Origin of the sequence: Micromonospora sp. M71_S20 (assembly GCF_003664255.1) — a bacterium.
Taxonomy (GTDB): Bacteria; Actinomycetota; Actinomycetes; order Mycobacteriales; family Micromonosporaceae; genus Micromonospora.
The window spans coordinates 165,197-177,975 of the sequence record NZ_RCCV01000002.1 but is presented as its reverse complement, the minus strand read 5'-3'; the positions used below and the strand labels follow the sequence as shown (position 1 = coordinate 177,975).

Sequence of the window (12,779 nt, the reverse complement as noted above, 5' to 3'; positions counted from 1 at the left end):
GGCCGACCAAATAATTCAACCACTGAACAAATAGCGGACGACACCTCGGAGGTCTGCCATGGCACCCCGTCCCACCCCCGCCGACAAGTTCTCCTTCGGCCTCTGGACGGTGGGCTGGCAGGCCCGCGACCCGTTCGGCGACGCCACCCGCCCCGAGCTGGACCCGGTCGAGGCGGTGCACCGGCTCGCCGAGCTGGGGGCGTACGGGATCACGTTCCACGACGACGACCTGGTGCCCTTCGGCGCGGACGCCGCCGCCCGCGACCGGCACGTGGCCCGCTTCCGCAAGGCGCTCGACGAGACCGGCCTGGTGGTCCCGATGGTGACCACCAATCTCTTCACCCACCCGGTCTTCAAGGACGGCGGCTTCACCAGCAACGACCGCGACGTCCGGCGGTACGCGCTGCGCAAGGTGCTGCGCAACGTCGACCTCGCCGCGGAGCTCGGTGCCCGCACCTTCGTGATGTGGGGCGGCCGGGAGGGCGCCGAGTACGACCTCGCCAAGGACGTCCGGGCCGCGCTGGACCGCTACCGGGAGGCCGTCGACCTGCTCTGCCAGTACGTCGTCGACTCCGGCTACGACCTGCGCTTCGCCATCGAGCCCAAGCCGAACGAGCCGCGCGGCGACATCCTGCTGCCCACCGTCGGGCACGCCCTGGCCTTCATCTCCACCCTGGCCCGCCCCGAGCTGGTCGGGCTCAATCCGGAGGTGGGGCACGAGCAGATGGCCGGCCTGAACTTCGCCCACGGCATCGCCCAGGCGCTCTGGCAGGGCAAGCTGTTCCACATCGACCTCAACGGCCAGCGCGGCGTCAAGTACGACCAGGACCTCGTCTTCGGCCACGGCGACCTGCTGAACGCGTTCGCCCTGGTCGACCTGCTGGAGCACGGCGGTCCCGGCGGGGTGCCCGCCTACGACGGCCCCCGGCACTTCGACTACAAGCCCTCGCGCACCGAGGACATGACCGGCGTCTGGGCGTCGGCGGAGGCGAACATGCGCACCTACCTCCTGCTCAAGGAGCGGGCGGCGGCGTTCCGGGCGGACCCGGAGGTCGCCGAGGCGCTGGCCGCGAGCCGGGTCGCCGACCTGGGCACGCCGACGCTGGCGCCGGGAGAGGGCTACGTCGACCTGCTCGCCGACCGTTCCGCGTTCGAGGAGTTCGACGTCGACACCGCCGCCGCGAAGGGCTTCGGCTTCGTCCGGCTCAACCAGCTCGCCGTCGAGCACCTGCTCGGCGCCCGCTGAGGCCGCCGGCGATGCCGATCGTCGCGGGGGTCGACTCCTCGACCCAGTCCTGCAAGGTGGTCGTCCGGGACGCGGAGACCGGCGCCCTGCTCCGGCAGGGCCGGGCGCCGCACCCGGACGGCACCGAGGTCGACCCGGCGGCGTGGTGGGCCGCGCTGGGCGCGGCGGTCGACGCCGCCGGCGGGCTGGCCGACGTGGCGGCGGTCTCCGTCGCCGGCCAGCAGCACGGCATGGTCTGCCTCGACGAGGCGGGCGACGTGGTCCGGCCCGCGCTGCTGTGGAACGACACCCGTTCCGCCGGGGCCGCCGCCGAGCTGGTCGAGGAGGCCGGCGGCGGGGAGACCGGCCGTCGCTTCTGGGCGGAGGCGGTGGGCAGCGTGCCGGTCGCCAGCTTCACCGCCACGAAGCTGCGCTGGCTGGCCCGGCACGAGCCGGAGCGCGCGGCCCGGGTGGCGGCGGTCTGCCTGCCGCACGACTGGCTGACCTGGCGGCTGGCCGGCGCGCCGGGACTGGCGGCGCTGCGCACCGACCGGGGCGACGCCAGCGGCACCGGCTACTGGTCCCCGGCCACCGGCGACTACCGCCTCGACCTGCTGGAACGCGCGTTCGGCCGGCGGCCGCACGTGCCGACGGTGCTCGGCCCGGCGGAGCCGGCCGGCGCCGTACGCCCCGACGCCCTGCGGGGCCTGCCCGCCGACGGGGCGGTGCTCGGCCCCGGCACCGGGGACAACGCCGCCGCCGCGCTCGGCGTCGGCGCCGGCCCGGGCGACGTCGTCGTCTCGATCGGCACCTCCGGCACCGTCTTCAGCGTCGCCGACGCGCCGGCCGCCGACGCGAGCGGCGCGGTCGCCGGCTTCGCCGACGCCACCGGCCGCTTCCTGCCGCTGGTATGCACGCTCAACGCGGCCCGGGTGCTCGACGCCGCCGCGTCGATGCTCCGGGTCGACCTGGACGAGCTGGCCGCGCTGGCGCTCTCCGCCCCCGCCGGCGCGGACGGGCTGGTCATGGTGCCCTACCTGGAGGGCGAGCGGACGCCCGACCGGCCGCTGGCGTCCGGGGCCGTGCACGGGCTGACCCTGCGCACCTCGACGGCGGCCCACCTGGCGCGCGCCGCCGTCGAGGGGCTGCTCTGCGCCCTCGCCGACGGTCTCGACGCGCTCGTCGCCCAGGGCGCCACGGTCCGCCGGGTGATCCTGGTCGGCGGCGGCGCCCGCTCGGCGGCCGTACGCCGGATCGCGCCGCAGGTCCTCGGGGTGCCGGTGGTCGTCCCGCCGCCCGGCGAGTACGTCGCCGACGGCGCCGCGCGGCAGGCCGCCTGGGTCGCCCTGGGCGGCGCGGCGCCCCCCACGTGGTCCGTCCACGGCACCGAGGAGTACGCCGCCGCCCCCGTTCCCGCCATCCGGGAGCGGTACGCCGCAGCCCGCGAGCACTTCCTCGACCGGGTCGACGCCGTGGCGGGGTAAACGACTGTACGGGCGCGCTCCGGCTCGCGATCATCGACGGATGCGAACCACCCCCGAAGCGGACGAGGCGCCCGGCACCGGCATTCCCTCGATGCTCCAGTACGACGACGCGGACACCCCCTGCGACGTCATCGACGCGCTCGTCCTGGCGGACTTCGTCACCGGCCGGCACCCGTGGTCGCACACCGTCCGGCTCTCCCGGGTGCGCCCCGACGCGCCGCTGACCGCCCCGGACGGGCGGCTGCTGCGCACGGCGGTCGAGAACCGGCAGAAGTCCCGCCTGCTGGCCGGCGACGGCTGGACGGCCCGGGTGGTCACCTGGAAGGGGCGCGGCGCGGAGGTGACGGTCACGGCGGTCTCCGAGGAGGTGGGTCGCGCGACCCTCGACCGGATCGTCGACGGCGCCGCCGAACCGGAGGATCCGGGCGCCGGCCGGATCGGCTTCTGGCACCAGAACCCCCGGCGGGGCAGCCAGCGCGACGTACGCGCCATCGCCGCGCCGGAGTGGGCGGCGATCCGGCCGAACTACGCAGCGGCGGCCCGCGGCGCGCTCGACGAGCTGATGGCGACCACCCCGGAGCGCCTCTCCGGCCGACTGGTGCTGCTGCACGGGGCGCCCGGGACGGGAAAGACCACCGCGCTGCGCGCCCTCGCCCGCCAGTGGCACGACTGGTGCCAGGTCGACGCCGTGCTCGACCCGGACGTGCTCTTCGCGGACACGGCGTACCTGTCCGAGGTGGCGGTCGGGGACGAGGACGGCGAGCAGGGGACGGGCCGCCGGTGGCGGCTGCTCATCCTGGAGGACTGCGACGAGCTGATCCGGGGCGAGGCGAAGCAGGCCGCCGGGCAGGCGCTGTCCCGGCTGCTCAACCTGACCGACGGGCTGCTCGGGCAGGGGCGCGACGTGCTCGTCGCGATCACCACGAACGAGGACCTGTCCCGGCTGCACCCGGCGGTGGTCCGCCCGGGGCGCTGCCTGGCCCGGATCGAGGTGGGCCCGCTGTCGTACGAGGAGGCGACCGGGTGGCTGGGCACGGCGGCGGGGGTGCCGCCCCAGGGCGCCACCCTCGCCGAGCTGTACGCGCTGCGGGCGGGCACGCCGGCCGCGCCCGCCGCCCCGCCCGCGATCGGCGGCTACCTCTGAGCGCCCCGGCGCGCCCGCGCGTCGTCACCCGCTCGTGACCTGATCCTGGTTGGCTGCCGCTCATGACCTTGACCAGGGGCGGGCCGGCGCGGGCCCGGGGCGGGACGCCCGCGCACCGGTTCTACAGCGTCGTGGTCTTCGTGCTGCTCGCCTCGCTGGACAACGTGGCGATCGGTCTGGTGCCCCCGCTGTACGGGCCCATCTCCGCCGCCTTCGACGTGCCGCAGCGGCTGCTCGGCCTGGTCACCGCCGTGAGCTTCCTGGCCAGCGCGGTGGCCGCGGTGGGCTGGGCGTACGTGGGTGACCGCGCGAACCGCAAGCCGCTGCTGATGGTCGGCACGCTGATCTGGGCGCTCGGCACGGGCGGCAGCGCGGTCGCGGTGAACTATCCCGCCTTCCTGGCCGCGCAGATCGTGGCGGCGGTCGGGCTGGGCGCGGTCGGTTCCGTCGGCTTCTCGGTCGTCACCGACCTGATCTCGCCCCGCCGCCGAGGGCTGGTGATGAGCTTCTGGGGGCTGTCCCAGGGCGTCGGCACGCTGGCCGGCACGCTGGTCGGCGGGCTGCTCGGGGCGGCCGACTGGCGACGGCCGTTCCTGCTGCTGACCGTGGTCGGCCTCGCGGCGACCCTCGCCTACCTGTTCACCTACGACATCCGGCGCGGGCAGAGCGAGCCGGAGCTGGCTGACGCGCTCGCCACCGGCGCCGAGTACGACTACCGGATCAGCCGGGCGGACCTGCCGAGGATCCTGGGCCGGCGCACGAACCGCTGGCTGATCCTCCAAGGCCTCACCGCCCAGGCGGCCTTCGGGTCGCTGGTCTGGCTGCCGGTGCTCTTCGCCGAGCGGGCCGAGGACCAGGGCTACTCCGCCGCCACCGCCGTGGTCGTGGGCAGCGTCTTCGCCACGCTGTTCCAGCTCGGCGGGGTGCTCTCCATCGTGGGCGGGCTGGTCGGCGACGCGCTGCAACGGCGTACGCCCCGGGGCCGGGCGCTGGTCGCGGCGGTCGGCATCCTCGCGGCGCTGCCGTTCTACCTGGTGCTCTTCTTCGTGCCGATCCGCATCGACGTGCCGGACGGCGCCGGCGCCGGTTCGGTGGTGCGGGCGGTGCTGGCCAGCGTGTTCACCGAGCCGACGGTCGGGCTGAGCCTGCTCACCGCCGTGGTGGCGCTGGCGCTCACCTCGGCCAACTCGCCGAACTGGTTCGCCCTGATCGCCGACGTCAACCCGCCGGAGCACCGGGGCACCGTCTACAGCCTCGGCAACCTGGTCAACGGCGTCGGCCGGGCGGCCGGCAACGGGCTGGTCGGGGTGGCCTTCCACGGCCTGCGGGCGGCCTTCCCGCCGCCGCTGAACTACGCCGTCGGGCTGGCGGCCTTCCAGCTCTTCTTCATCCCGACGGGCGTCATGTACTGGCTGGCCTCGCGGACCTCGCCGGGCGACATCGGCGACGTGCGGGACCTGCTGCACGACCGCGCCGAGCGCCTGTAGGCGTACGGGCCGACCGGGACACGAGGAGGGTCCCCCGGGCAGCGTGTGGCGCTGCCCGAGGGACTCCTGCCGCGTCAGGCCGGGCGGACCCAGACCGTCACGTCGGTGGGCACGGCGCCGTCGGCGTCCAACGGGGCGCTGGCGTGCACCAGCTCGGACCCGGCGGGCAGCGGCACGGCGGCGTCGCCGAAGTTGGTCAGTACGGTCAGCGCGCCGTTGCGGAACGAGAGCACCTCGTCGCCGGAGGCGAGCCATTCCAGCGTGCCCTCGCCGAGTCCGTGCTCGCGGCGCAGCCGCAGGGCCGTCCGGTACAGCTCGTACGTCGAGCCGGGCGTGTCCCGCTGCCGGTCCAGGGCGTACTCCGCCCAGAGCGACGGTTGCGGCAGCCAGCTCGCGTCGGTCGGCCCGAAGCCGTACGACGGGGCGTCGGCCTCCCACGGGATCGGCACCCGACAGCCGTCGCGACCCCGCTCGGTGTGCCCGCCGCGCGCCCAGGTCGGGTCCTGCCGGGCCTCGTCGGGCATCGTGGTGTGCTCCGGCAGGCCCAGCTCCTCGCCCTGGTAGAGATAGGCCGAGCCGGGCAGGGCGAGCATCAGCAGCGTGGCCGCCCGGGCCCGGCGCAGGCCGAGCGCGGTGTCCGGCTGCGGGTCGCCGATGCCGATGCCGTTGGGCCGCTTGCCGGTCATCGGCAGCCCCAACCGGGAGGCGTGCCGGACCACGTCGTGGTTGGACAGCACCCAGGTGGTCGGGGCGCCGACGGCGTCGGTGGCCTCCAGCGAGCGGGTGATCACCGCGTACTGGGCGGGGGCGGTCCAGGCGGCCAGCAGGTACTCGAAGTTGAACGCCTGGTGCATCTCGTCCGGGCGGACGTAGCGGGCCAGCCGCTCGGCCGGCTCGACCCACGCCTCGGCGACCAGGATCCGCTCGTCCGGGTAGCCGTCCAGCAGGCGCCGCCAGTCCCGGTAGATCTCGTGCACGCCCTCCTGGTCCCACATCGGCGGGCGCGGCTTGTCGATCTCCTGACCGGAGAGGATCTCCTGCGGCTCCTGCCAGTCGGCCAGGTCGGCCTGCTTGATCAGGCCGTGCGCCACGTCGACGCGGAAGCCGTCGACGCCGCGGTCCAGCCAGAACCGGAGCACCTCCAGGAACTCCTCCCGCACCTCGGGGTTGTCCCAGTTGAGGTCGGGCTGACCGGAGTCGAACAGGTGCAGGTACCACTGGCCGGGGCGGCCGTCGGCCTCGGTGACGCGGGTCCAGGCCGGCCCGCCGAAGACGCTCTGCCAGTCGTTCGGGGGCTGCGCGCCGTCCGGCCCCCGGCCGTCGCGGAAGATGTAGCGGTCGCGCTCCGGGCTGCCGGGGGCGGCGGCGAGCGCCGCGGCGAACCACCGGTGTGCCGACGACGTGTGGTTGGGCACCAGGTCGACGATGACCCGCAGCCCGCGCGAGTGCGCCTCGGCGATCAACCGGTCGGCGTCGGCGAGGGTGCCGAAGAGGGGGTCCACGTCGCGGTAGTCGGCCACGTCGTACCCGGCGTCGGCCTGCGGGGACGGATAGAACGGCGACAGCCAGAGCGCGTCCACGCCCAGTTCCACGAGGTGGTCCAGGCGGGCGGTGATGCCGGGCAGGTCGCCGATCCCGTCGCCGTCGGAGTCGGCGAAGGAGCGCGGATAGACCTGGTAGATGGTGGCCCTGGTCCACCAACCGGTGGCCGGGCCGGCGGGCGTGTCCTGGTGGTGCGTCGGGTTGCTGTTCAGGGCCTTCTCCCGTGTGTCGAGCCGGACGGTCGGATGCTGCCGGGCGTCGGCGGTTTTTCCGTTTAGTGTGCCCGGGGCGGTGCGGTCGATTCACGCACGATCAGCCGAGTGGGCAGGATCACCGGTGACCCCGGCGTGTCGAGATAGGGGTTGCTCCCCGGCGGCAGGGCCCGGCCGTGCAGCGGGTCGAGCAGGATCCGGGTGGCGAGCCGGCCCTGCTCCGCCGCCGGCTGGGCGATCGTGCTCAGCCCGAGGACGCTGGCCAGGTCGTGGTCGTCGACGCCGATCACGCTGACGTCCTGCGGCACCCGCAGGCCGGCGTCGCGCAGCGCGGTCATCGCCCCCATCGCCATCTCGTCGCAGGCCGCGAAGATCGCCGTCGGCGGGTCGCCGCGCCGGAGCAGTTCCTCGGTGGCCCGCGTACCGCCGCTGATGGTGAACTGCGACTCCACGTCGAGGCCGGGATCGGGGACCATCCCGGCGTCGCGCAGCGCCTGCCGGTAGCCGCGCCGCCGGTCGAGGTGGGTGGTGTAGGCCAGTTCGTCGTCCGGGTCGCCGGAGATGTGGGCGATCCGCCGGTGCCCCAGGTCGAGCAGGTGCCGGGTGGCGGTCCACGCGACGCCCACGTCGTCGATGCGTACGCAGGGCCAGCCGGGCACCACCGTGCCGGAGCTGATGGTCACCCCGGGCAGCTTCAGCTTCGTCAGGGCGGTCAGGTCGGCGGGCCGCAGCGGCGTGGCGACCAGCATGATCGCGTCGACGCGCTTGTGCAGGTTGGCGGTGCGCAGCACCCGCTGCCGGACCTGCTCCCGCCCGCCGAGGTTGTAGAGCAGCAGGTCGTAGCCGGCCTGCTGGAGGATGTCCTCGACCGCCTCGACGACGGTGCCGAAGAACCACCGGGTGATCCGGGGGACCACGACGGCGACCGTGCCGGTGCGCCCGCCGGCCAGCCGCGAGGCGCTCGGCGAGACGGCGTACTCCAGTTGCTCGGCCGCCGCGAGCACCCGGCGCCGGGTCGCGGCCGAGACCGTCGGCAGCCCGCGCAACGCCCGGGAGACGGTGGCGGTGGAGACCCCGGCCAGGCGTGCGACATCGTCGATCTTCGTCACGCTATCCCCCGCTCCGCCCGGCTCCGCCGCCGCCGGTTGGCCCGGCGGCGGCGGAGACGCCTCAGCCCTTGACGCTGCCGGCGAGCAGGCCGCGCACGAAGAAGCGCTGGAGGGACAGGAAGACGATCATCGGTACGACGATCGAGACGAACGCGCCGGCGGTGAGCCGCTGCCACTCGTTGCCCCGGGTGCCGGCCATCTCGGCCAGCCGGACGGTGAGCGGAGCGGTCTCGTTGCCGCCACCGGCGAAGATCAGCGCGACCAGCAGGTCGTTCCAGACCCAGAGGAACTGGAAGATGCCGAACGCGGCCAGCGCCGGGGTGATCAGCGGCAGCACGATCGAGCGGAAGATCTTCGGGTGGGTGGCCCCGTCGACCCGGGCCGACTCCATCAGCTCCCCGGGCAGCTGCGAGATGAAGTTGTGCAGCAGGAAGACGGCGAACGGCAGCGCGAAGCAGGTGTGCGCGAACCACACCTGCGCGAACTTCTGTTCGTCGACCAGGTCCCAGGCCGGCATGACGGTGATCCCGCCGATGGTGACGCCGGTGGAGAAGAACTTCAGCAGCGGCACGAGGGCCATCTGCAGCGGCACGATCTGCAGCGCGAAGATCGCGATGTACATCCAGTCCCGGCCCCGGAAGTTGATCCAGGCCAGCGCGTACGCGGCGAGGGCCGCGAAGGCGAGCGGGAAGAGCACCGACGGGATGGTGATCGCCAGCGAGTTGATGAAGTAGCTGGCGAGCTGCCCCGACGACGAGGAGCGCCCGAACAGCACCTCCTGGTAGTTCTCCAGGGTGAACGACGGGTTGGTGAAGAAGTTCCACCACCCGCTGCTCTTGATCTCGTCCTCCGGCCGGAACGAGGAGATGAACAGGCCGAAGGTGGGGATGGTCCAGACAATCGCGATGACGATCGAGACGAGGGTCGCGGTGCGGCTGTTCAGCCGCCTGCGAACCCGCCCGGCGGTGCTGGTGCGCCGGCCGTCGGTCTTCTGGGTGCCGGCGGCGACGGTGGGCGTTGCGGTGGTCATCTCAGCCCTCCCGCTGCTGACGGATGTTGCGGATCTGGTAGATCACGATCGGGATCACCAGGATGAACAGGAACACCGCCAGGGCCGAGCCCTGCCCGTTCTGGCCGTACCGGAACGCCTGGTTGTACATCTCGTTGGCGATCACGCTGGTGTCGTAGTTGCCGTTGGTGGACGTCCGGACGATGTCGAAGACCTTGAGGGTGGCGATCGACAGCGTCACCACGACCACGATCAGCGCCGGTCGGATGCTCGGCAGGGTGATCTGCCAGAACATCTGCCACGGGGTGACCCCGTCGAGGCGGGCCGCCTCCACGATGTCGGCGGGAATCGCCTTGATCGCGGCGGAGAGCACCACCATCGCGAAGCCCGCCTGGATCCAGACCATGATCACGATCAGCAGCAGCGTGTTGAGCGGTGACTCCAACAGCCACTGCTTCGGCTCGCCGCCGAGGCTGACCACGATCTGGTTGAGCAGGCCGATCTGCTCCTGCCCGTCGCCCCGGTAGGCGTAGACGAACTTCCAGATGATGCTCGCGCCCACGAAGGAGATCGCCATCGGCAGGAAGATCAGCGACTTGGCCACCGACTCGAACCGGGCCTTGTCCACCATGATGGCGTAGAGCAGGCCGAACGAGGTGGCCACCAGCGGGACGAGGAGCACCCACACCAGCGTGTTGATCAGCACGCGGACGATCGAGTCCTCGGAGAACATCCAGCCGTAGTTGCGCAGCCCGACCCACTCGTTGCTGCTGCCGTCCATGAACGACAGCAGCGTGGTGCGGATGGCCGGGACCACCAGCCCGATGGTGAGCAGCAGCAGCGTCGGCAGCAGGAAGAAGAGCGCGAACATGCCCTCCCGTGGCTTGCGCCGGCGGGGGAGCGGGGCGCCGCTCGCGGAGGCGGCGACGATCTGCGCCTCCCGACGGCGGGCGAACCAGGCTGGCACCACGTCGAGGAGCAGGAGCAGACCGCCCACCACCGCGACGAAGGCGATCAGCCCGTACATCAGCATGAGGAACTTCGGCTGTTCCTCAGCGAAGTCGAACTCCATCGACCCTCCCAGGTCCTTGATCAGCCGGTGGGCCGGCCCGCGTGCGCGGACCGGCCCACCGGTTCAGATCACTTCCAGCTGCTCTCGATGCCCTGCAGCACGGTCGCGGTGTCCTTGCCGTTGATCCAGTCGACCATGCCCTTCCAGAACGTCCCCGCGCCGACGGTGGCCGGCATCAGGTCCGAACCGTCGAACCGGAAGACGGTGCTCTTGTCCTGGAGGATCTGGACGGAGAGCTTGTCGATCGGGTTGGTGACGTTGGCCAGGTCGAGCTTGTTGTTGGCCGACACCCAGTCGCCGATCTTGGCGCGGCTGTTGGCGTACTCGCCGGACGCGAGGTAGGTCTGCACGGCCTGGACCTCCGGGCGGTCGTTGAAGGCCGCGACGAACTCGCCGCCGCCCAGCACCGGCTTGCCCTTGCTGGCGTCGATCGCCGGGAAGTAGAAGGCGAAGACGTCGCCGTCCTCGGCCACCTTGGTGCCCTTCGGCCACTGGTTGGCGTAGAAGGACGCCTGGCGGTGCAGCGCGCACTTGCCGGTGGTGATCGGCAGACCGGCCTCACCGAAGGCGGTGGTGGCGATGCTCTTCACGCCGCCGTAGCCGCCGTTCATGTACTTCTCGTTCTTGAGGATGGTGCCGGCCTTGTCGACGGCCTCGACGACCTTCGGGTCGTTGAACGGGATGCCGTGGCTCGTCCACTGGTCGTAGACCTCGGGGGTCTGCGTCCGCAGCATCACGTCCTCGATCCAGTCGGTGGCCGGCCAGCCGGTGGCGTCACCGGACTCGATGCCGGCGCACCACGGCTTGGCGCCGGTGGCCGCGATCTGGTCGCTGAGCTTGATCAGCTCGTCCCAGCTGGTGGGGACGGTCCAGCCCTTCTCCTTGAAGGTCTTCGGCGAGTACCACACGAAGGACTTCACGTTGGAGCCGAGCGGGGCGCCGTAGAGCTGGCCGTTGACGGTGCTGTACTTCAGCCAGTCGGCCGGGTAGTTCTCCTCGGCCATCTTCTTGGTGTCGGCGCCGACCGGCTTGAGCTTGCCGGAGTCGACGAAGCGCTTGACCAGACCCGGCTGCGGGATGAACGCGAGGTCGGGGGCGTTGCCGCCGTCGACCCGGACGCCGAGCTGCGCCTCGAACTCGGCGCTACCCTCGTGGTCGATCTCGATGCCGGTGCAGTCCTCGAACTGCTTCCAGGACTCCGCGAGGCGGTCGGCCTCGATGTCCCGGATCGACGAGTAGATCGTGACCTTCTTGCCGTCGTTGTCACCGTACTTCTCGTATGCGGCGCACTCCGCGGAGCCCCCCGCGGAGTCGCTCTTCTTGTCGTTGCCGGTGCCGCAGGCCGTGGCGCTCAGCGCCAGCCCCAGTACGCCGGCGATCGCGAAAGCCTGGCGTGATCTGGCAAACGCCATGCCGTTCTCCTTCCTTGCCGGCGCGTCAGGGATCGAACCCGCGCCGGTCCGATGGGCGTCACCACATGTAAGCGCTTGCATCTGGCCTGGTCCACCCCTATCCGGACACGAGCGAGTAACAATCCGGAAACCCGTAAGCTCCCTGTTGGGCACGCTCCCACACGGGGATTGGACCCCTTTCCATCAATGTCATTTTCTGACACGCTGGGAGCAGGTGATCGAAGGATTTCGACATAGGAGGTGCTGGATGGGCAAGCGGTGGTTGGGCCTGCTGGCGGCCGGTCTGCTGGCCGTGGGTGCGCTGGTGGTCCCGGCGGCCCCGGCGATGGCCGCCCCCACGTTCAAGGTCCCGTTCCCGTGCGGGCAGTCCTGGTCCGGGCAGACCCGGACCAACCACAGCCCGGCGTATTCGGTCGACTTCAACCGCACGGACGACCTCGGTGACCCGGTGGTGGCGAGCGCCCCCGGCACGGTCGACCGGGTGACCGACCTCGGCGGAACCAGTTACGGAAAGTACGTCCGGATCAGCCACGCGGGCGGCTACCACACCTACTACGCCCACCTCAACGGCTTCAACGTCTCCGTTGGCCAGAGCGTCGGCTACGGCAAGGTGATCGGCTGGGTCGGCAGCACCGGCGGCTCGACCGGCCCCCACCTGCACTACGAGCAGCGGCTCAACGGCGCCGACATCCAGGTGCGGTTCAACGGCGCGCTCGCCCTCTACTGGGGCACCAAGAACTACACCAGCGACAACGGCTGCGGCAGCAGCGCCGGTTCCGGCACGGTCAACACCAGCGGCACGGCGCTGACCGTCCGCTCCGGCCCGGGCACCGGCTACGCCGCGGTGGGCACCGTCGCCGACGGCACCCGGGTGACCATCCAGTGCCAGACCAGCGGCACCAGCGTCACCGGCACCTACGGCACCAGCACGATCTGGGACCGGATCGGCGCCGGCCGCTTCATCGCCGACGCGTACGTCTACACCGGCTCCGACGGCTACATCCCCGGCGTGCCCCGCTGCTGAGCGGGCGACGGGGCCCCGGCCGCGCGCCGGGGCCCCGTTCCGTCGTCGTGTCCTGCGCC

At 72.3% G+C, this 12,779-nt stretch carries 10 protein-coding genes; 5 read left to right on the top strand and 5 right to left on the bottom strand.

The window, feature by feature from the left end; all coding sequences use genetic code 11:
• The first annotated feature begins 58 nt into the window (after positions 1-58).
• From xylA to DER29_RS21705, 4 genes are all read left to right on the top strand, one after another.
• Positions 59-1,246, top strand: coding sequence for a xylose isomerase (xylA, locus tag DER29_RS21720; RefSeq protein ID WP_121399538.1), 1,188 nt, complete (start codon positions 59-61; stop codon positions 1,244-1,246).
• Positions 1,247-1,257: 11 nt separating this feature from the next.
• Positions 1,258-2,709, top strand: coding sequence for a xylulokinase (gene xylB, locus DER29_RS21715; RefSeq protein ID WP_121399537.1), 1,452 nt, complete (start codon positions 1,258-1,260; stop codon positions 2,707-2,709).
• Between the two features lie 40 nt (positions 2,710-2,749).
• A complete protein-coding gene (locus tag DER29_RS21710; protein WP_199729497.1) occupies positions 2,750-3,853 on the top strand; it encodes a DUF5925 domain-containing protein in 1,104 nt (367 codons plus the stop codon).
• Positions 3,854-3,915: 62 nt separating this feature from the next.
• Entirely contained in the window at positions 3,916-5,340 is a 1,425-nt protein-coding gene (locus DER29_RS21705; protein ID WP_121399536.1) for an MFS transporter, read from the top strand.
• 74 nt (positions 5,341-5,414) lie between these two features.
• Here DER29_RS21705 and DER29_RS21700 read toward each other — a convergent pair whose 3' ends face one another.
• The 5 genes from DER29_RS21700 to DER29_RS21680 all read right to left on the bottom strand — a co-directional run bounded on the left by DER29_RS21700 (position 5,415) and on the right by DER29_RS21680 (position 11,696).
• A complete protein-coding gene (locus DER29_RS21700; protein ID WP_121399535.1) occupies positions 5,415-7,094 on the bottom strand; it encodes a glycoside hydrolase family 13 protein in 1,680 nt (559 codons plus the stop codon).
• 62 nt (positions 7,095-7,156) lie between these two features.
• Positions 7,157-8,203, bottom strand: a complete 1,047-nt coding sequence (locus tag DER29_RS21695; RefSeq protein ID WP_121399534.1) for a LacI family DNA-binding transcriptional regulator — start codon at positions 8,201-8,203, stop codon at positions 7,157-7,159.
• 61 nt (positions 8,204-8,264) lie between these two features.
• On the bottom strand, positions 8,265-9,233 hold the full coding sequence (locus DER29_RS21690; RefSeq protein WP_121399533.1) for a carbohydrate ABC transporter permease: 969 nt from the start codon (positions 9,231-9,233) through the stop codon (positions 8,265-8,267).
• Between the two features lies 1 nt (position 9,234).
• On the bottom strand, positions 9,235-10,284 hold the full coding sequence (locus DER29_RS21685; RefSeq protein WP_121399532.1) for a carbohydrate ABC transporter permease: 1,050 nt from the start codon (positions 10,282-10,284) through the stop codon (positions 9,235-9,237).
• Between the two features lie 68 nt (positions 10,285-10,352).
• Positions 10,353-11,696, bottom strand: coding sequence for an ABC transporter substrate-binding protein (locus DER29_RS21680; RefSeq protein ID WP_121399531.1), 1,344 nt, complete (start codon positions 11,694-11,696; stop codon positions 10,353-10,355).
• Positions 11,697-11,943: 247 nt separating this feature from the next.
• On the opposite strand from DER29_RS21680, the gene DER29_RS21675 reads away from it, so the two are divergent.
• On the top strand, positions 11,944-12,720 hold the full coding sequence (locus DER29_RS21675; protein WP_121399530.1) for a M23 family metallopeptidase: 777 nt from the start codon (positions 11,944-11,946) through the stop codon (positions 12,718-12,720).
• Positions 12,721-12,779: the final 59 nt, after the last annotated feature.

Coding starts and splice junctions, on each gene's coding strand:
- xylB (WP_121399537.1), top strand. CDS start 1,258: ATGCCGATCGTCGCGGGGGTCGACTCCTCGACCCAGTCCTGCAAGGTG.
- DER29_RS21690 (WP_121399533.1), bottom strand. CDS start 9,233: ATGACCACCGCAACGCCCACCGTCGCCGCCGGCACCCAGAAGACCGAC.
- DER29_RS21710 (WP_199729497.1), top strand. CDS start 2,750: ATGCGAACCACCCCCGAAGCGGACGAGGCGCCCGGCACCGGCATTCCC.
- DER29_RS21680 (WP_121399531.1), bottom strand. CDS start 11,696: ATGGCGTTTGCCAGATCACGCCAGGCTTTCGCGATCGCCGGCGTACTG.
- DER29_RS21675 (WP_121399530.1), top strand. CDS start 11,944: ATGGGCAAGCGGTGGTTGGGCCTGCTGGCGGCCGGTCTGCTGGCCGTG.
- xylA (WP_121399538.1), top strand. CDS start 59: ATGGCACCCCGTCCCACCCCCGCCGACAAGTTCTCCTTCGGCCTCTGG.
- DER29_RS21705 (WP_121399536.1), top strand. CDS start 3,916: ATGACCTTGACCAGGGGCGGGCCGGCGCGGGCCCGGGGCGGGACGCCC.
- DER29_RS21685 (WP_121399532.1), bottom strand. CDS start 10,284: ATGGAGTTCGACTTCGCTGAGGAACAGCCGAAGTTCCTCATGCTGATG.